Annotated in this window: 19 protein-coding genes; 10 read left to right on the top strand and 9 right to left on the bottom strand. The window is 72.3% G+C overall.

Annotated elements, in window-relative coordinates; all coding sequences use genetic code 11:
* The first annotated feature begins 96 nt into the window (after positions 1-96).
* Positions 97-504, top strand: a complete 408-nt coding sequence (locus ACWCP2_RS24635; RefSeq protein ID WP_450910742.1) for a PPOX class F420-dependent oxidoreductase — start codon at positions 97-99, stop codon at positions 502-504.
* A gap of 119 nt (positions 505-623) precedes the next feature.
* On the opposite strand, the gene ACWCP2_RS24640 is transcribed toward ACWCP2_RS24635, so the two are convergent.
* The 3 genes from ACWCP2_RS24640 to ACWCP2_RS24650 form a co-directional block, all read right to left on the bottom strand.
* Positions 624-962: an STAS domain-containing protein gene (locus ACWCP2_RS24640; RefSeq protein ID WP_450910743.1), complete on the bottom strand. Its 339-nt coding sequence runs from the start codon at positions 960-962 to the stop codon at positions 624-626.
* A 190-nt stretch (positions 963-1,152) separates the two neighbouring features.
* Positions 1,153-1,995 carry a DUF4394 domain-containing protein gene (locus tag ACWCP2_RS24645; protein WP_450910744.1) on the bottom strand — a complete coding sequence of 281 codons (843 nt, stop codon included), beginning with the start codon at positions 1,993-1,995 and terminating at the stop codon, positions 1,153-1,155.
* 185 nt (positions 1,996-2,180) lie between these two features.
* On the bottom strand, positions 2,181-3,089 hold the full coding sequence (locus ACWCP2_RS24650) for a UbiA family prenyltransferase (protein WP_450910745.1): 909 nt from the start codon (positions 3,087-3,089) through the stop codon (positions 2,181-2,183).
* An 89-nt stretch (positions 3,090-3,178) separates the two neighbouring features.
* On the opposite strand from ACWCP2_RS24650, the gene ACWCP2_RS24655 reads away from it, so the two are divergent.
* Genes ACWCP2_RS24655 through ACWCP2_RS24665 form a run of 3 tightly spaced genes read left to right on the top strand, consistent with a single transcriptional unit; the run spans position 3,179 to position 5,818 of the window.
* On the top strand, positions 3,179-4,249 hold the full coding sequence (locus tag ACWCP2_RS24655) for a type III polyketide synthase (protein ID WP_450910746.1): 1,071 nt from the start codon (positions 3,179-3,181) through the stop codon (positions 4,247-4,249).
* A gap of 7 nt (positions 4,250-4,256) precedes the next feature.
* The gene (locus ACWCP2_RS24660) at positions 4,257-4,793 is read left to right on the top strand and encodes an isoprenylcysteine carboxyl methyltransferase family protein (protein WP_450910747.1); all 537 of its coding nucleotides are present in this window, start codon (positions 4,257-4,259) and stop codon (positions 4,791-4,793) included.
* The gene (locus ACWCP2_RS24665) at positions 4,790-5,818 is read left to right on the top strand and encodes an NAD(P)/FAD-dependent oxidoreductase (RefSeq protein WP_450910748.1); all 1,029 of its coding nucleotides are present in this window, start codon (positions 4,790-4,792) and stop codon (positions 5,816-5,818) included. Before ACWCP2_RS24660 ends, ACWCP2_RS24665 begins: the two co-directional genes overlap by 4 nt.
* 19 nt (positions 5,819-5,837) lie before the next feature.
* Here the strand turns inward: ACWCP2_RS24665 and ACWCP2_RS24670 are convergent, their stop codons facing one another.
* From ACWCP2_RS24670 to ACWCP2_RS24690, 5 genes are all read right to left on the bottom strand, one after another.
* Positions 5,838-6,332 (bottom strand): hypothetical protein, encoded by a 495-nt coding sequence (locus ACWCP2_RS24670; RefSeq protein ID WP_450910749.1) that lies wholly within the window; start codon positions 6,330-6,332, stop codon positions 5,838-5,840.
* 101 nt (positions 6,333-6,433) lie between these two features.
* Positions 6,434-7,456 (bottom strand): DNA topoisomerase IB, encoded by a 1,023-nt coding sequence (locus ACWCP2_RS24675; protein ID WP_450910750.1) that lies wholly within the window; start codon positions 7,454-7,456, stop codon positions 6,434-6,436.
* A gap of 151 nt (positions 7,457-7,607) precedes the next feature.
* On the bottom strand, positions 7,608-8,900 hold the full coding sequence (locus tag ACWCP2_RS24680; protein ID WP_450910780.1) for a cation:proton antiporter: 1,293 nt from the start codon (positions 8,898-8,900) through the stop codon (positions 7,608-7,610).
* 232 nt (positions 8,901-9,132) lie between these two features.
* On the bottom strand, positions 9,133-9,498 hold the full coding sequence (locus ACWCP2_RS24685; protein WP_450910751.1) for an STAS domain-containing protein: 366 nt from the start codon (positions 9,496-9,498) through the stop codon (positions 9,133-9,135).
* A 163-nt stretch (positions 9,499-9,661) separates the two neighbouring features.
* Positions 9,662-10,012 (bottom strand): STAS domain-containing protein, encoded by a 351-nt coding sequence (locus ACWCP2_RS24690; RefSeq protein WP_450910752.1) that lies wholly within the window; start codon positions 10,010-10,012, stop codon positions 9,662-9,664.
* 651 nt (positions 10,013-10,663) lie between these two features.
* Here ACWCP2_RS24690 and ACWCP2_RS24695 point away from each other — a divergent pair.
* The 3 genes from ACWCP2_RS24695 (at position 10,664) to ACWCP2_RS24705 (ending at position 13,121) form a co-directional block, all read left to right on the top strand.
* Entirely contained in the window at positions 10,664-11,017 is a 354-nt protein-coding gene (locus ACWCP2_RS24695) for a MerR family transcriptional regulator (protein WP_450910753.1), read from the top strand.
* 223 nt (positions 11,018-11,240) lie between these two features.
* A complete protein-coding gene (locus ACWCP2_RS24700) occupies positions 11,241-12,422 on the top strand; it encodes a PP2C family protein-serine/threonine phosphatase (protein WP_450910754.1) in 1,182 nt (393 codons plus the stop codon).
* A gap of 234 nt (positions 12,423-12,656) precedes the next feature.
* Entirely contained in the window at positions 12,657-13,121 is a 465-nt protein-coding gene (locus ACWCP2_RS24705; protein ID WP_450910755.1) for a MarR family winged helix-turn-helix transcriptional regulator, read from the top strand.
* A 103-nt stretch (positions 13,122-13,224) separates the two neighbouring features.
* On the opposite strand, the gene ACWCP2_RS24710 is transcribed toward ACWCP2_RS24705, so the two are convergent.
* Positions 13,225-13,731, bottom strand: a complete 507-nt coding sequence (locus tag ACWCP2_RS24710; protein WP_450910756.1) for a MarR family winged helix-turn-helix transcriptional regulator — start codon at positions 13,729-13,731, stop codon at positions 13,225-13,227.
* Positions 13,732-14,110: 379 nt separating this feature from the next.
* Between ACWCP2_RS24710 and ACWCP2_RS24715 the strand changes: the two genes are divergently transcribed.
* Genes ACWCP2_RS24715 through ACWCP2_RS24725 form a run of 3 tightly spaced genes read left to right on the top strand, consistent with a single transcriptional unit; the run spans position 14,111 to position 17,084 of the window.
* Positions 14,111-15,586 (top strand): PP2C family protein-serine/threonine phosphatase, encoded by a 1,476-nt coding sequence (locus ACWCP2_RS24715; RefSeq protein ID WP_450910781.1) that lies wholly within the window; start codon positions 14,111-14,113, stop codon positions 15,584-15,586.
* Positions 15,583-16,665: a cobalamin B12-binding domain-containing protein gene (locus ACWCP2_RS24720; protein ID WP_450910757.1), complete on the top strand. Its 1,083-nt coding sequence runs from the start codon at positions 15,583-15,585 to the stop codon at positions 16,663-16,665. The genes ACWCP2_RS24715 and ACWCP2_RS24720 overlap by 4 nt, the downstream gene beginning before the upstream one ends.
* A complete protein-coding gene (locus ACWCP2_RS24725) occupies positions 16,662-17,084 on the top strand; it encodes an STAS domain-containing protein (protein ID WP_450910758.1) in 423 nt (140 codons plus the stop codon). The genes ACWCP2_RS24720 and ACWCP2_RS24725 overlap by 4 nt, the downstream gene beginning before the upstream one ends.
* Positions 17,085-17,267: the final 183 nt, after the last annotated feature.

Below are 17,267 nucleotides of genomic sequence, written 5' to 3' on the forward strand. Positions count from 1 at the left end.
CGCACGGCACTCTCCGTCGATGTATGCTGACGCGCTGTCATGTTCGTGCGGGTGCCACGCTTGAGGAGCGGGGCACCCCCGTGGAAGAGGCCATCCATGCCAGCCGCACTTTCCGACGATCTCAAGAAGATCATCGACGACACCCCCGTCTTCGCGACGGTGGCGACCATCCAGCCCGACGGAGCCGCTCAGCTGTCAGTGACCTGGCTCGCGCGCGACGGGGACGATCTGCTGATTTCCACGACGGTCGGCCGCCGGAAGGAGACCAACCTGCGGCGCGACCCGCGCATCACCGTCATGATCAACCCGCACAACGCCCCGTACACGTATGCCGAGGTGCGAGGTTCCGCCACCGTGACCACGGAGGGTGGCATGGAGCTGATCAACGAGCTCTCGCGCAAGTACACGGGCAAGGACTACGCGGACTTCAATCCGGCCTCCGCCGAAGACGCGGAGCGCGTCGTGGTCCGCGTCTCCCCGGACAAGGTCGTCGGCTCGCTCTAGGAACCGTCCGACGGATCATGCGACCGCCACCCAGCGGGCCGCCATCCAGCGGGCCGCCATCCAGCGGGCCGCAGCCCAGCGGGTCGTCGCGCGGCCCGGCTGGGTGCGGTCCCGCCCGGTCAGTCGTGGGTGATGGCGAAGAGCCGGTCGGTGCCGGTGAGTTCGAGGAGTTTGGTGACCTGCTGGTTCGGGGCGTGCAGGGTGATCTGCCGGCCGTGCTCCTCGGCGGTGATGCGGGCGTGGAGGAGCGCGTTGAGGCCGGAGGAGTCGCAGAAGGTGAGCTCCGTCAGATCGATGACGACGTCGCGCGGGCAGTCGGGCTGGGCGATCAGCGTGCGCAGGGCCTCTTGGAGCAGTGGGGCCCGGTCGATGTCCATTTCACCGCCGACGTGCACGACGACCTGCTGGTCCTGCTTGTCGACCTCTACGGGCGGGGCGGGGTCCTGCTCATCGTCCATCCTCCCAGGTTAGGAGGCCGACAGGCCGGTGACCAGGCTCTTCCGGGTCACCGGGCGGCCAGGTTCACGGATATGGGCGCACCGTTCGCCGCTCGCGGCGGCGTGCCCGGCGGCGTGCTTGCTGTTCACGGCCCGGTGGGCTCGCGGGGAGAGCAGAGGTTCCGCCGAACCCACCGTTGCCGTCGACCGGCTACTTCTGGCTCAGGGGAAGGGCGACGTCGACGACCTGCCGGTCCGCGGGGAAGGCGCCTGCGTCCTGAGCCTTACCGGTGAGCGGGTTGACCTTGTAGAAGCGGTAGGAGCCGCTGCTGGAGAGCGCGGCGAAGCCTTGATTGGTGCCGTCCTTCGGGGAGAAGTAGATGTCGAAGCCCGCGCTGGGACCCGCGTCCACGCCGAGGTTGCCGGTGGGGGCGAGGGTTCCCGAGTTGGCCGGCGACTGCAGCACCACGCGGTCGCCCGTGGTGTCGATGTCGAACAGGCTGGTCCCGGTCGCCGCGTCCAGGTCGTTGTTCGTGTACGCGGCACCGGTCACGCCCAGGGAGGGGGTGGTGGCCGGCGGGGTGGTGAGCACGGAGTCGGCGAGCGTTCCCCCGGTGGCGGCGTTCACGTTGTGGCGCAGGTTCTGCCCGGTGTCGCTGATGACCCGCAGCCGGTCGGCGGCCGGGTTGAAGTCCACGCCGAAGGCGCTGCCCTGGAGCGCGATGCTCAGCTGGGACACCTTCGTGGCGGCGGCGCTCACGGCATCGAGGGTGTACACGCCGCCGGCGTTGCCCACCCCGTAGAGCAGACCGTCCTGAACGCGGTAGTCGATCCCGACCAGCGTCGTGTCACCGGTGAGACCCGTCACGGTCCCTACGGTGGACACCCGGTCGGGGTCGCCGGTACGGAAGGACACCAGGCGCTGGTCGTCGGTCAGGCCGGTCACCTTCAGGCCGCCCCTGCCGTGCTCGTGCTGGTCGCTGTCGGCGGCCACCGCGGGCGCGGCAACGGACAGGGCGGCGGCGATCGCCATCATGAGGACTGCCTTGCGCATGAGTTCTCCACTGGGTCGGGGTGCCCGTACAGCCGGGCGTCACCCAGCAGAGACAACCAGTCACCTTCCGGTCCGGCCTGTCGAGAGCAGCCAGATGGCGGCGTCCACCTGCGGGCCCGATGCCGCCCGGCCCCCCGCCCGACCACGGGGCAGGGCTGCTGCCGGGGCTTCCCCGGAGCCCGCCTTCAGCCGGCGGTGAGCGCATGGCCGGCGAGGACCAGGAGTACGGCGTCGGCTCCGGCCAGGGCCAGAATGACCAGGAAGGGCATCCGGCCGCGCGCCAGGACGGGTGGGGCGGCCAGTGCCGCCAGGCACAGGGCCAGTGTCACGCCCAGCAGCAGCCGGCCCGCAAGGGTCACGGGGCCGGGCGGGCCGAGGGCGACCACCGTGCACGAGGCGAAGGCGAGCATCGCGGCCAGCGCGATGGACGCGCGCCGCCCCAGTCGCTGAGGGAGCCCCAGCACACCGGCTGCGATGTCCTCGTCGATGTCGGGCAGGGCATTGGCGAAATGTGCGCTCGTCCCCAGGAGGGCCGCTGCGGCGGTGAACCACATCGGGGGCCGGCCGGCCGGAAGTGAGGCCAGCGTCAGGAAGCCGGGAAGCAGGCCGAAGGCGACGGCGTACGGCAGCCAGGAGGCGAGGGTGTGCTTCAGCCACACGTTGTAGGCCCAGGCGGCAGTGACGCAGCCGATGTGGACCCAGCCGGCCGGGGCCCCGCAGGCCAGCGACAGCGGAACGCAGGCGAGCAGCGCCGCACAGGCGGCCGCGGTCACCGCTCCGGGCCGTACTTCCCCCGTGGCGAGCGGCTTGTCGCGGCGGCCGGCGGCCGCGTCGCGCCGCATGTCCAGCCGGTCGTTGCACCAGCCGATCGACAGCTGACCCGCGGCGACCGCGGCCACGGCCGTCATTCCGGCGACCGGTCCGAGCCCGACGGCGGCCGCCAGCAGCGCCGCGAGGAGGGTGACGCCGGCGGCGGGCACGGGGTGACTGGCCTTCAGGAGCGCCGCCAAGCCCACGTGGACGGGCCGCCGCGCTTTCGCCGACGCTGCGGGCGCCGTGGGCGCGGGGGCTCCTTCATCCGTGGTGGCGGGCACCGCACCACGCTAGGCGTCCGGAGGGGTCCGGCGCGCCCGTGGCGGCCGTGTTCAGCGTGACCGCGCCCGGCTGTCCCTATGTTGGACCAATGACACGGGTCCTCGCGGTGAGCACGGCGTTCCCGCCGCATCGCTACGCGCAGCAGGAGATCACCGACGTCCTCGCCACCTGTCTGCCGCCCGGGGCGGACAGCGCGCTCCTGCGCCGGCTGCACGGAGCGGCCCAGGTCGAGACGCGCCATCTCGCCCTCCCCCTGGACCGGTACCGGGACCTCGGCGGCTTCGGCGACACCAACCGCCTGTTCGTCGAACTCGCCGTCGACCTGGGCGCCGAAGCGGTCGAGCGGGCACTCGGCGAGGCGGGGGTGCGCGCCGAGGAGGTCGACCTCGTCGTCTCGACGACCGTGACCGGCGTCGCCGCGCCCTCCGTCGAGGCCCGGCTCGCCGCCCGGGCAGGCCTGAGGCCCGACATCAAGCGGGTCCCCATGTTCGGACTCGGCTGCTCCGCCGGTGCGGCGGGGCTGGCCCGGGTCCACGATTTCCTCACCGGCCGTCCGGACGGTACGGCGCTGCTGCTGTCCACCGAACTGTGCTCCCTGACCTTGCAGCCCACCGACACCTCGATGGCGAACCTCGTGGCGGGAAGCCTCTTCGGAGACGGGGCGGCCGCACTCGTGGCGGTCGGTGACGAGCACCCCCGCGCGCCCGCGCACCCGGGCGGCTCGTCCGCACCGGTGGTCACGGCGACGCGCAGCCGCCTGTACCCGGGGACCGAGCACCTGCTGGGCTGGGACGTCGGCGACTGGGGATTCCGCATGGTCCTGGGCCGGGAGGTCCCCGAGCTCGTCAAACTGCACGTGGCGGAGGAGATCGAGTCCTTCCTCGCCGCCCACGACCTCAAGCCCCGGGACGTCACCGCCTGGATCTGCCATCCCGGCGGCCCGAAGATCCTGGACGCGCTCGCCGGCGAACTCGGCCTGCCGGACTCCGCCCTGGCCCCCTCCCGCCGCGCACTGGCCGCCACGGGAAACCTGTCCTCCGCCTCGGTGCTGCAGATCCTGCGCGACACCCGCGCCACGGCCCCGCCGCCGGGGTCGACCGGCCTGATGATCGCCTTCGGGCCGGGCTTCTCCTCCGAACTCGTCCTGCTGGCCTGGTGATCGCGCCATGACCCCGTACACCGTGCTGATCCTGCTGGTCACCGCCGAACGGTTCGCGGAACTCCTCGTGGCGCGCCGCAACGCCGCCTGGAGCCGGGCCCGGGGCGGCCTCGAGCACGGAGCCGGGCACTACCCGGCGATGGTCGCCCTGCACACAGCCCTGCTGCTCGGCTGCCTCGTCGAGCCCTGGGCGGCCGACCGGCCCTTCCTGCCCCTGCTCGGCTGGCCCGCGCTGGTCCTCGTCCTGGCCTCCCAGGGGCTGCGATGGTGGTGCATCAGCGCCCTCGGCCCGCGCTGGAACACCCGCGTGCTGATCGTCCCAGGCCTTCCGCTGATCACCGGCGGCCCCTACCGGTACCTGCGTCACCCCAACTACGTGGCGGTCGCCGTCGAGGGCGCGGCCCTTCCCCTGGTGCACACCGCCTGGCTGACGGCCCTGGGCTTCACGCTCCTCAACGCCGCCCTGCTGACCGTGCGCATCCGCTGCGAGGACGGCGCACTGGCTCCCGCACGCCCGCTTCCCGTCCCGAGCGCGGCCCCGTGATCGACCTCCTCGTCGTGGGCGGCGGGCCCGCCGGCCTGGCCACCGCGATCCACGGGGCGCTCGCCGGGCTCGACGTCGTCGTCGCCGAACCACGCCCCTCGCCCGTCGACAAAGCCTGCGGAGAGGGCCTGATGCCGGGCGCGGTGCGCGCACTGGACGCACTCGGCGTCCACGTGCCGGGCCGGCCCCTGCGCGGCATCCGCTACGTGGACGCCGCCGGCGAACGGCGCGCCGAGGCGGCGTTCCGGACGGGCCACGGGCTCGGCGCGCGCCGCACCCTGCTCCACCAGGCACTCACCGACCGCGCCGTCCAGCTGGGCATCCCGATCCTTCCCCGCCGCATCGGCCGGGTGAGCCAGGACGACGCGTACGTCACGGCGGACGGGATGACCGCCCGCTATCTCGTGGCGGCGGACGGACTCCACTCGCCGACCCGAAGGGCGCTCGGCCTGGCCGAGCGGCCGTCCGGGGGCCGGCCGCCACCGCGATACGGCCTACGCCGCCACTACCGTGCGGAGCCGTGGAGCGACCTGGTGGAGGTGCACTGGTCCGCGCACTGCGAGGCGTACGTCACGCCACTGGGACCGCGCCAGGTCGGTGTGGCCGTCCTGACCTCCGAACAGCTCCCGTACGACACCCAGCTGGCCCGGTTCCCGCTGCTGGTGTCCCGGCTCGGCACGGCGGACCGGACGCCGGTCCGCGGGGCGGGGCCACTCCGCCAGCGGGCCCGTTGCCGGGTGGCGGGCCGGGTTCTGTTCGTGGGCGACGCCGCCGGGTACGTCGACGCGCTGACGGGCGAGGGACTCGCCCTGGCCCTGACGGCGGCCGCCGAACTGGTGCGCTGCCTGCGCGAAGGCCGGCCGCAGGCCTATGAACCCGCGTGGCGCCGGCTCTCCCGCAACTACCGGCTCCTGACGCAGTCCCTGCTGTGGGCCCGCAACCAGCCCCGGCTGGCACCTCTGATCACTCCCGCAGCGGCCCGGTTCCCCGGCCTGTTCCAGCACGCCGTGAACCTGCTGGCGTGACGGGCGCGGGGAACGCGCTCTATGCGGCCCGGTAGGCGGGAGCCGGGACCGTGTGGGTGCACCGGGCGGCAGGGGTGGCGGCGGGGATGCGCATGCGGCGCAGGACACCGCGGGTGGTGCGTCGTGTGAGGGTGCTGTGCCAGGTGGTGTCGGGGTGGCGGGAGCGGAGGTGGGACAGGGCGCGGGTGTCGAGCCCGGTGGAGTGGAAGGGCTCCTCGATGTCGATCCCGGTGATCAGGCCCTCACCGCAGTCGGCGCAGGTCTGGTAGTGGATCTGCCCGACGACTTTGCGGATGTGGACCAGGAGCAGGCACTCCTGCTGAGGCCCGTTCCCGGCACCGTCGGCGGTTCCCGGGACCTGGGAGGACAGGAACTCGATGTCGCGGTAGGCGAGGATCCGCAGCCGCAGTCTTCTGGCGAATCCGCCGCGCCGTCCGTGGTTCGCCGCGTGCGCGGGGGTGGCGGTGCCCGTGGCGCGGTGGGGGAGTGCGGGACGTGCATGGAGTCCAGACATGTCTTCCCGTCTGCCCGGACAAAAGGCCCTGACACCCGCCGCCGCTTCGGGCGGCCACGCCGGATCACCCGGCAGTGAGCCCCGCTCGGTTGCCCCGGGGCCTACGCGGCGTCGGACTGCAGCAGTCGCAGGACCGCGCGCTCGACGGCACCGTGGGTGGCGGGGCGGCCGAAGCTGCCGTCCTTGCCCAGGGTGCCGAGGGAGTCCGCGATGGTCCGGCCGTCCTCGTAGAGCTCGACGAGCCGGGGATGGATGTAGGAGGCCCGGCACACGGCGGGTGTGTTGCCGAGGTAGTCGCTGACCTCGCGCACCGCGCGGGCCACGACCCTGCCGCGCCGGGCGCTGGACTCGTCGGCGGTGCTCTCGGAGACGGCCAGGGCGACCGCCGCCAGCACGGTGGCGTACCAGGTTCGGAAGTCCTTCGCCGTCACGTCCTTCCCGGAGCAGTCCCGCAGGTAGGTGTTGAGATCCTTGGCGTGGACGTCGTGCCAGGTTCCGTGCTCCCAGTAGGCGAACAGCCTCGGGCTCTCGCCCTTGCGCCTCAGGAGGGCGGAGACCACCGCGTGGGCCCGCTCGTCCACCATCGCGCGGGTGACCTCCTTGCCCGACTTCGCGGGGAAGTGGAGCCGGATCTCACCCTTTCTGCAGACGGCGTGCTCCCGCAGAAGCGTGGTGAGCCCGAAGCTGCCGTTGTCACGGGCGTAGCGCTCCCCGCCGATGCGGAGGAACCCCAGGTCGAGGAGGCGGGTGATGCAGGCGAGCACGCGGACACGGGTCAGGCCGCGGCCGGCCAGGTCCCGCGCGACCTGCTTGCGCAGGCGTGGCAGCGAGCCGGCGACGTCCTGGACGTGCTCGTGCTTCGCGGCGTCCTGTTGTTCCCGGAACGCGGGGTGATACACGTACTGGCGTCGCCCGGCGTCATCCGTGCCCACGGCCTGGATGTGCCCGTTCGGCCACCGGCAGATCCACACGTCCTGCCACGCCGGCGGGATCACGAGAGCGCGGACGCGTTCCCGGTCTGCCGCGGACAGGGGATTCCCGGCAGCGTCCAGATAGCGGAAACCGCGGCCGTGGCGCACGCGCCGCCACCCCGGTGCGTGGGGATCACTCGTCCGCAGGCGCACGGCAGCCGTCTTCCCCGCCGCGGTCACAGGCGCGGGCGCAGGTGTGACTCCGGGGTGCGATTGCGACGCGTTTACGGGATTTTGTCTGATTCATGTATGACTTATACCCCCGGGCTGGTGCCGCACCCCGTTCACCCGGGGCAGGCACCCGTCACGCAGAGCGGTCTCGCCCGGCGGGGTGCTGTTCTCCCGGTCCCTCCGGGGCCGCACGGTCGAGCCGGGTGGTGACGGGGGTGGCTGCGACGCCGTGCAGGAGAACCGACAGCAGCACGGTGAAGGTCACCACCGCCCACAGTTCCCGGGCCGGGGCGGCGAAGTCGGCCTCGCCCAAGGCGTAGGCGAGGTAGAAGAACGAACCGATGCCCCGTATGCCGAAGAACGCGATGGCGATCCGCTCCTTGCCGGTGGCGCTGCCCCGCATCTGGACGGCCCAGCCGACGGCCGGGCGGATCAGCAGGAAGAGCACGAGCCCGAGAACGGCTCCGCGCCAGGTCAGTGCGGCGAGGCCACCGTCGGCGATGAAACCGCCCACGAGGAAGAGGATGACGGCGGTGAGGAGCCTCTCGATCTGATCGGTGAACGCGTGCATCACGCGGTGGTACCGGTGAGAGCGCTCGGCGTTGCGGATCGCGCAGGCGGCCACGAAGACGGCGAGGAAACCGTAACCGTGGAGCAGCTCCGTCAGCCCGTAGGCCGTGAAAGTGGCGGCCAGCGCGACGAAGCCCTCACGGTGCTCGGAGAGCCGCAGCGCCCTCCAGGAGGCCTGGAAGAACATCCGGCCGAGGAGCCGCCCGATGCCCAGTCCGACCGCCAGTCCCACCGCGCTGCGCACCAGGATGTCGCTCCACACCCAGTGCCAGAGCCCCTCCGTGGACCAGCCCGTCGCCGAAGCCGTGGTCAGGGCGATGGCGGCCAGGACGAAGGGGAAGGCCAGGCCGTCGTTGAGGCCGGCCTCGCTGGTCAGCGCGAAGCGGACCTCGTCCTCGTCGTCTTCGTCGTCCGTGGGCTCTCCCACGCGCACTTCCGCGGCCAGCACCGGATCCGTGGGGGCGAGCGCGGCGGCCACCAGCAGGGCCACGGCCGGCGGCCACCCCACCAGCCACCCCGCCACGGCCGCGGTGAGCAGGATCGTCAGCGGCATGGCCAGGCCCAGCAGCCGCCACGTCGTCGACCAGGCACGCCGCCCGGGAGGCCGGTTGATGGCCAGACCCGCGCCCATCAGCGCGACCACGACACAGACTTCCGTCAGGTGCTCCACCACACCCCGGTGCCGTACGGGGTCGAGCGCCGGCAGTGCGTCCAGCGGCAGCAGGAACACCAGGAACCCCGCCGTCAGGAACACCATGGGCAGGGACAGGGGCCGCTTCGCGAGGGCGGTCGGAAGCACCGCCGCACACAGCGCCCCCAGCCCCGCGCAGGCGTACACCACGTCGATCCCGGTCAAACCCAGCAAGCTCGATCACCATTTCCCTGCGAAACCTTCGTGATGACCGCCTACCCGATCTTGGGACGCGCAGCCTCGGCACGCCCTGCCGCTTGAGCGCGCGATGACCGCCGGGAAGCCGCACGACGAAAGGGCGGAGCCCCGGGGGGGCTCCGCCCTGTGCGGCGAGCGTGTGGGAACGGGCGGGCCGCCGGGCGGCGTCACGCCACCGGCAGGTCCGGCCCGCTGAGCTCTACGCGGCTGCGGCGACCGGGGCCGAGGCGTCCGCGAGCGCGGCGATGGCCAGGGAGCGGGTGGACTGGACGTCCAGGCCTTCGGCGCTCGTCTGCGCCTCCAGCGTCCGGCGCGTTGCGGAGGCCGTCGCGACGACGGCCAGCGGTGCGCCTGCGGAGCGGCACATGCGGTGGGTCCGTACGACCGTACTCACCGCGGCCGTGCTCAGCGGCGCGTCCGAGAGTTCCAACATGACGGGTCCGGAACGGTGGGCGGCGAGGTGGCCGTCGATCGCCCAGGCGGCCGTGGCCCGCCCCGCGATGTCCAGGTCGGCTCGCAGGTGGAGGATCAGGACACCGTCATCGGTCACGTTGAAAGGCAGCACGGACACTCCTCGTCTTCACGGGCACACAGGCTGGGTGCCGTGCGTATGCCCGGGGATCGGAGCTGCATGCGTTGCTCGGAGGCCGGGACCGCGGACGGGAGCGGGGGAGCGGCGGATGCCGGATCGCCCTGGCAGGACCACCAGGGCGATCCGGGGGCCGGAGCTATCCGGGCCGGCCCGGGTGGGTGATGGGGAAGAGCTGGTGGGTGCCGGTGAGCTCGAGGAGCCTGGTGACCTGCTGGTTCGGGGCGTGGAGGCTGATGCGCCGGCCGTGTTCCTGGGCGGTGAGGCGGGCCTGGAGGAGCACGTTGAGGCCGGAGGAGTCGCAGAACAACATCTCGCTCAGGTCGATGACGACCTCGGGCGGACACTCGGGCTGGGTGATCAGGCTGCGCAGGGCCTCGGCGAGGAGCGGGGCCCGGTCGATGTCCATCTCACCGCCGACATGCACGATCACCTGCTGCCCTTCCTTCTCGACCTCTAGCGGGGGAATGCCGTCCTGCGCGTCTTCCATGGGCTCAGCGTAGAAGGCGGACGGGATGCCGACTAGGTTCAGCGTACCGCCGGCATCGATTTCCTACGCGCGAGGCCCTCGGATTCCTCATCGACCTGGTCATGGAAATCTATGTTGACCAGAGTAGACATTGGGCTGCGGCCCGGTTATGGTTTCTCTCGTAACCCAGAGAGGCCGAAGGGCCCGGCAGGGACGAACTGCCGGGCAGCAGTACAGGTTGGTGCAGTTCGGCAGGACGGTGCGGTCGTGGAGTGTCGAAGCCGGAGCGGTTGCAGGATGGCGACGGGACTGACGGCCGGACCGGGCGGCCCGCAGTGATGAGGGGCCACCGCAGGCAGGACCGCAGTTCTCGCAGTGGCAGTACCCGTGAAGGAAGCCAGAGGGAAGAACGGAGGAGCCGAACACCATCGGGATCGCCCGGGCACGCAGGTGAGTCCGGGTACCGCAGGACATCGACAGTGAGGTGGTCTCCGGTCAAGCAACCGCGATCCCCGCGGCCCCGACAGCCTTTCGGTCGGGCACGCGGACACAGAAGGCCGGCGCACGACCAGGGCCGGCAGATGGTGTAGCAGTTCCTTCGGGGCCCTGGCGCTCATAGGCGCCAGGGCCCCTCGACGTAGTGCCGCAGAGGGGTGCAGCAGAGGGGTGCACATGACAGCAGGAGACCCGGCCGGCCCCCTCGGCGGCCACCTGGACGACGAGGACTTTCCCGCCTACACCATGGGCCGGGCCGCCGACATGCTCGGCACCACCCAGGGCTTCCTCCGTGCCATCGGCGAAGCCCGCCTCATCACCCCGCTGCGCTCCGCCGGCGGACACCGCCGCTACTCGCGCTACCAACTGCGTGTCGCCGCCCGCGCGCGGGAGCTCGTGGACCAGGGCACCCCGATCGAGGCCGCGTGCCGGATCGTGATCCTGGAGGACCAGCTCGAAGAGGCCCAGCGCATCAACGCCGAGTACCGCCGCTCCGCCGGAGCATCCGTGCCGCCGCCCCCTTCGGCCTGAGCCGCCATGGCCGTCGCGCGGAACGCGTCCCGTCGCCGTCCGTACCGGGGGATACCGTCGGAACACGGGCGCCTTGGCAGATTTTCGGCGCCGCACCGTGATGTCGGCCGGCCACTCCGGGCATCCGCCGTCAGCCGGGTCGCACGATCGTGCAAGCCGGTCCGTGCGGGCCGGGCAGCCTCCCAGGCGCGCCGCCCACCCTTTTCCGACCACTCTGTGAGGGATGACGCTCGCGATGAAGAACTTCCTGGCCGTGGAACGCGCCCTGCGCACCGCCGCACCGCATGACCTCCTCGGAACGGTTCGCTCCGCGCTCGTCGCGCACTACGAGGCCCTCGAAGTCGACCTTCTGATGGCCGACTACAGCCTGAGCGTCCTCCAGCGGGTCACCGCCCTGCCGGACACCGCGGAGCCGCTGCCCCTCCAAGCCACCCCGGAGGGACGGGCCTTCGGCAGCCAGGAGCCGTACGGCCAGTACGCGGCCCGGGGCAATGCCCTGGACCTCCACCTGCCGGTGACCGTACGGGGCGACCGGCTCGGGATCCTCACGGTGCGCATGCCGGATCACCTGTGCACGCCGGAAGCCGTGGGGGAGCTGACGGACATCGCGGAACTGCTGGGCCACGAGATCGTCGTCGCGGAGCGGGACACCGATCTGTACCTGCGGGCCCGCCGGGCGAGCCGGCTGACCCTGGCGGCCGAGATGCAGTGGCAGTTGCTGCCGGGGCGGGCCTGCGCGCGGCCGGAGTACGCCATCGGAGCACAGCTCGAGCCCGCCTACGACATCCACGGGGACAACTTCGACTGGTCCACCACCGCCGACACCCTCACCATGACCGTCACCAACGGCATGGGGGAGGGGATCCAGGCCTCGCTCCTGACCAACCTCGCCATCAACGCCCTGCGCAACGCCCGAAGGGCCGGGGTCGGCATCGCCGATCAGGCCGCGCTGGCGGACCAGGCCGTCTTCGGGCAGTACCAGGGCCGGGAGTACGTATCGACCCTCCTGCTGTGCCTGGAGCTGGCCACGGGCCACGGGCAGGTCGTGGATGCCGGATCGCCCCAACTCTGGAGGTACCGGGGGAGATCCGTGGAACGGGTCCACTTCGAGGCGCAGCTTCCCCTGGGCATGTTCGAGGAGTCGCACTACTCGGTACAGCGCTTCGACGCGCTCCCGGGAGACCGCCTGGTCTTCGTCAGCGACGGCGTCTACGGGGCCGCGGGCCAGGACGGCGTCGCCTACGGGGAACGGGCGCTGGCCCGCGCCATCAACGCGACCGGTCTCCTGCCGGCCGCCGCCGTGCCGAGGGCCATCCTGGAGCAGCTGGCCGCGTACCGTGACACCGCCGCCGACGACGACGCGCTGGTCACCTGCCTGGACTGGTTCGGCCGGCCCGGGGCTTAGGAACCCGGGGCTTGGGAACCCGGGGCTTGGGAACGGGCCCTCTCGGAGAGGACCGGCCCCTCCTGCGAGGGCCCGGCCGGACGGCGCATCGCCCTTCGGGACGAAGTCGTCGGGCCGGCGGGGCATACCCGCGCCTCAGCGGGCAGACGCGCCGTAGTCCCTTCGGGCAACGAGCCGTCACCGGCGGTTCGGCGTGGAGGAGAACGCATCTGCTCATGGGAAGTGACGGCCGGCATGGACCGCGCGGGACCCGAGGACCGACTGACCGCCACGGCGCGCGAGGTCGCGCAGGCCGCGACGGGCCTCGTCGATCTCTGGGACCGCACCGCCCAGTCCGCCTCCCCCCGGCTGTCGGGTCTGCAGCTGCGGGCCTTGACGGCCACGCGCCACCGCCCGGGCATCACCCTGAACGCGCTGGCCGAGGAGGTCGGGGCGCGGGCGCCCGCCACCAGCAGGCTGTGCGACCGGCTAGAGGCCGCGGGGTTGCTGCACCGCCGGCGGAGCGCGGGCGACCGGCGGGAGGTCGGCCTGGTCCTGACGCCCCACGGTCAGGAGACGATCGACGAGCTGCACGAGCGGCGCTCCCAGGAGCTGCGTCACGTACTGGGAGACATGTCTCCCGATCGTCGGCTGTGCCTGCTGGAGGGCCTGCGCGCCTTCACCCGCGCCACGGACACCCCTCCCGGGCGCGACGGATGACCACCGGCTGACGACCGCTCGACCGCCGGTTGCCCACTGCCCGACCGCCGGTTGCCCCCGCCTGGACGCCGACGCCGACGCCGGCCGTTCCGGCTCGCAGAGCTCAGGCGCTGTCGGGGAGGCCGTCCTCGCCGTGCGGGACGTCGTCGACCCCGATGCCGATACGGTTCTCGGCCGCGTCACGGAAGGCGGCCAGGCCCTCGGCCAGGGAGCGCCGGTCCCGGGGCGACATCCGCAGAAGCACTTCGGCCGCTTTGCGCGTGCGCAGGGACCGGGTGTCCGCCAGGACCGCGTGCCCGCTCCGGCTCAGGGTCAGCTCGACCTCCCGGCGGTTGGTCCTGCCACGGGAGCGCTGGAGCAGACCTGCCGCCTCCAGCCGGTCGCACAGCCGGCTGACCGCGGGCGGGGCCGATCCGAGCGCTTCTCCGAGATCCCGCAGGTTTATCCCGGACCGCCGCTCGATCACGGTCAGCGCGCGCAGCTGCGACGGCGGGACCGGGCCCACGGCGGTTTCCTGAAGCGGCTGCCACAGGACTTCGAGCAGCTCCGCGACGGCAGACGCGTCAACAACCGCCTGCTCATCGGTGAGGGAGTGGAGGGCTCGGGGCATCTCACCACTGTGTCAGCCGGGAGCCCGTTTGTCAGGCGCCGTGGCACCCCGTGCGGATGCCGGTGGGGAAGCCGTGAGCGACCGGGCCGCACGGCGCGGGGGAGGAGGGCAGGAGGGGGCGAGGTTGTCAGCCGGACGGCATGTGGAGGATAGTTGCCGCAGGGCAACTGTCTTCTTCGATGTGATGAGGTGAGGGGTTCGCGCAGCGGGCCTTCAGTATGTGGTGAATACCACCGAGGCGATTTCGGACCCTTCCGTGGCCGGCGGCCCGTGGGGTGAGGCGCCCTATCCGGTGCTCGTAACGGACGGCCAGTCGGTCCTGGTGTCCGTCAACGAGGCGGCCGGCCTGATCTTCCCCCGTGCACGCCCCGGCGCGTCCATGGCGGAGGCGGTACCCGCCTGGCTCTCCTCGGCCCGCGCGCGGCCGGCCGGCGCGGGCAGCCCCGCCGTGCAGGGCTCGGTCGGCGACCGTGTCTACGAGGCCCATCCGACGGTCCGCGAGGACGACACGGTGGTGTGGTGGCTGGTCGACGACACCGACCACCGGCTGGCCCGCGAAGCACTGCGGGCGGAGCGCGAACGCACGGCGTTCCTGACCGAGGCGTCGAACCTGCTGCTGTCGTCACTGAACCTGGAGCGGTGCATGGACGTCACCGCGCGCATGGCGGCCGAACACCTCGCGGACGCGGCCCTGGTGATCGCCCCGTCCCGGGGCCGCGAGCTGCCCGTGGTGGCGTGCCTGCGCGGCGGGTCCCCCTCGTCGTCCCGCATCGGAGCCGACCCCGACCAGGTCCCCGGACTCGGAGAGGCCCTGCAGGGCTTCCCTCCCGTCCCCTCCCGCTGGATCGACCCCGCCACCGCGCCGGCCTGGCTCATCCCGGACGGATTCGGCGCCGTGGGGTCCATCGTCATCACCCCCCTGCCCGGGCACGGGGTCCCCGCGGGGGCCCTGGTCCTGCTCCGCGGGGTGGGATCCGCCGGGTTCACCGGGGAGGAAGAGGTGTTCGCCCGGCTGTTCGCCGCGCGTGCCGGCGCCGCGATGTCGGCCGCCCACCTCTACGCCGAGCAGACCTCCATCACCAACGTCCTGATGCGCGAGCTCCTGCCGCCCTCGCTGCACGAGGTCTCCGGCGTGGAGTACGCGGGCGGCTACCGCCCCTCCAAGGAACACGAGCGGATCGGCGGAGACTTCTACGACGTCCACCCCGCGTCCGAGGACGGCGACGCATCGCTGGTCGTCCTCGGAGACGTGTGCGGCAAGGGCCTGGAAGCCGCCGTGATGACGGGGAAGATCCGCAACACGCTCCACGCGCTGCTCCCGATAGCGCAAGACCACCAGCGGATCCTCAGCCTGCTGAACACCTCGCTCCTCAACTCCCACAACACCCGCTTCGCCACCCTGGTCCTCGCCTCCGCGGTGCGCGAGGGCAACACCGTGCGGCTACGGCTGACCAGTGCGGGCCACCCCGCACCGCTGATCCTGCGCTCCGACGGCCGGGTCGAGGAAGCACCGACCAAGGGCACCCTGGTCGGTGCGCTCCCACAGGTCAGCGCCGATACCGTGCAGGTGACCCTGGCGCCGGGCGAGACCTGTGTCCTCTACACGGACGGGATCAGCGAGGCGCGCGGCGGCCCCATGGGCGGTACGCAGTTCGGTGAGGAACGACTGTTCCGCGCCCTGTCCGAGTGCGTGGGCATGCCCGGCGAGGCGGTGGTGGAGCGGGTGCAGATGCTCGCGTCCCAATGGGTGGGGACCGGCAGCCACGACGACATGGCCGTCGTCGTGATCTCCGCTCCCCGCTCCAACCATCTCAGTGCGGTGGACGGCCACACGCGGGGCAGGTTCACCTCATGACCATCGAAACGGTGCGGATCCCCGCACTCGGACTCCTGACCGACGAGCTGCTGGAGGCCGCTCTGCGCGGCGATGAGGCGACCGCGACCTCGGCGGTGCGCAGGGCGCTCGACGAGGGCCTGGACCCGGAGGCCGCCCTGCTCGACGTGATCGCCCCCGTTCAGGGACGGGTGGGCGGGGAATGGGCCGCCAACCGCATCACCGTCGCCCAGGAACACGCCGCGACCGCCATCAACGAGCGAGCCGTGGCCGTGGTCGCCCAGCACCCGGCGGCGCGCACGACACCCGCACAGGGCCGGATCACGGTGGCCTGCGTCGACGGCGAATGGCACGCCCTGCCCGCCCGGCTCCTGGCGGAAGTACTGAAACTGCGCGGCTGGCGCGTGGACTACCTCGGCGCACAGGTCCCCACACCCCACCTCATCGCGCACATCCACTCCACCGGCCCGGACCTCGTGGCGCTCTCCAGCTCGATCCCCACCCGCCTGCCCACCGCGCACGCCACGATCACCGCCTGCCAGGCCGCGGGGACCCCCGTCCTGGTCGGCGGCGCCGCCTTCGGCCCCAACGGCAGGTACGCCCGTCTCCTCAAGGCGGACTTCTGGGCTCCCGACGCCCGCAGAGCGGCGCAGGAGCTCGCCCTTCGGCCGCTGCCCCGCACCGGGCCCGCCCACCACGCCATCGACGACCTGCCCCACCTGGCCGACCAGGAGTACACCGTGGTCGCCCGCACCCGACCGCAGCTCGTACGAGCGGTGTTCGAGGGGCTGGAGGACGCCTTCCCGGCGATGCGCGGGTACAGCGAGACCCAGCGCGAGCGCACGGCCGAAGACCTCTCCCACATCGTGGAATTCCTCGCCACCGCCCTCTACATCGACGACGAGGAGGTCTTCACCCGCTTCCTCCAGTGGACCGCCGGCATCCTGACCGCCCGCGGCGTCCCCGCGCAGTCCCTGCCCCCCGTCCTGGAGATCCTCGGCCGGGAGCTCAAGGACTTCCCCCGCGCCTGCGCGATCCTCCGCGCCGGCACTGCCTGTCTGACCAGCGCCCCCTTCCCCGCCGCCAGGACTCCCGCATGAAATTCGTACCCCCGACCCCGCTCCGGCTGACGTACGTGGACACGGACGACACCGTACGCATCGAGCTGCACGGCGACTTCGACCACACCTGCGCCGACCGCCTCCTCGACGGCGTCACTCGGCTGCTGGCCGACCGCGGCGACCTGAAGGACCTCTACTTGCACTGCGGGAACATGACCGCGGTCGACTCCACCGGCCTGGCGACCCTGCTGATGATCCGGCGGCACACCGACGCGGCCGGGGTGCGCCTGCACCTCGTCGACAGGACCACCGGCCTGGACCGCCTGCTCCAGCTCACGGGAACCCTCGACCACTTCACAGCCACGAGCGACAGCACCACCGCCGGCGCCGCCCAGGAGCGGACCGCGACCGCGCAGGAACCGATACCGGCTCACTCCGCCGGCTCGGACGCCACCTGACGGCGGCGCCGACTCGCCTGCAGGTCCGCGGAATGCCCCGGGGCTCCGACCCGGATCGAGAGACGGTCGGATTTTCATCCCGTGCCCCTGTGTAGGGCTGCCCTTTCGGGGTATCGGGCTGAAAGCAGCCGTGTGGCTTGCTCGAGACGAGGGTGGCGTACGTATGGCTGCTGTGGTGCCCCA

This window comes from Streptomyces sp. NPDC002104 (assembly GCF_053593795.1).

Excerpts from the sequence above, each read along its gene's own strand:
- ACWCP2_RS24700 (WP_450910754.1), top strand. The coding sequence starts at position 11,241 with ATGACGCTCGCGATGAAGAACTTCCTGGCCGTGGAACGCGCCCTGCGC.
- ACWCP2_RS24725 (WP_450910758.1), top strand. The coding sequence starts at position 16,662 with ATGAAATTCGTACCCCCGACCCCGCTCCGGCTGACGTACGTGGACACG.
- ACWCP2_RS24635 (WP_450910742.1), top strand. The coding sequence starts at position 97 with ATGCCAGCCGCACTTTCCGACGATCTCAAGAAGATCATCGACGACACC.
- ACWCP2_RS24710 (WP_450910756.1), bottom strand. The coding sequence starts at position 13,731 with ATGCCCCGAGCCCTCCACTCCCTCACCGATGAGCAGGCGGTTGTTGAC.
- ACWCP2_RS24705 (WP_450910755.1), top strand. The coding sequence starts at position 12,657 with ATGGACCGCGCGGGACCCGAGGACCGACTGACCGCCACGGCGCGCGAG.
- ACWCP2_RS24695 (WP_450910753.1), top strand. The coding sequence starts at position 10,664 with ATGACAGCAGGAGACCCGGCCGGCCCCCTCGGCGGCCACCTGGACGAC.
- ACWCP2_RS24640 (WP_450910743.1), bottom strand. The coding sequence starts at position 962 with ATGGACGATGAGCAGGACCCCGCCCCGCCCGTAGAGGTCGACAAGCAG.
- ACWCP2_RS24715 (WP_450910781.1), top strand. The coding sequence starts at position 14,111 with ATGGCGGAGGCGGTACCCGCCTGGCTCTCCTCGGCCCGCGCGCGGCCG.
- ACWCP2_RS24670 (WP_450910749.1), bottom strand. The coding sequence starts at position 6,332 with ATGTCTGGACTCCATGCACGTCCCGCACTCCCCCACCGCGCCACGGGC.
- ACWCP2_RS24720 (WP_450910757.1), top strand. The coding sequence starts at position 15,583 with ATGACCATCGAAACGGTGCGGATCCCCGCACTCGGACTCCTGACCGAC.
- ACWCP2_RS24660 (WP_450910747.1), top strand. The coding sequence starts at position 4,257 with ATGACCCCGTACACCGTGCTGATCCTGCTGGTCACCGCCGAACGGTTC.
- ACWCP2_RS24655 (WP_450910746.1), top strand. The coding sequence starts at position 3,179 with ATGACACGGGTCCTCGCGGTGAGCACGGCGTTCCCGCCGCATCGCTAC.
- ACWCP2_RS24645 (WP_450910744.1), bottom strand. The coding sequence starts at position 1,995 with ATGCGCAAGGCAGTCCTCATGATGGCGATCGCCGCCGCCCTGTCCGTT.
- ACWCP2_RS24690 (WP_450910752.1), bottom strand. The coding sequence starts at position 10,012 with ATGGAAGACGCGCAGGACGGCATTCCCCCGCTAGAGGTCGAGAAGGAA.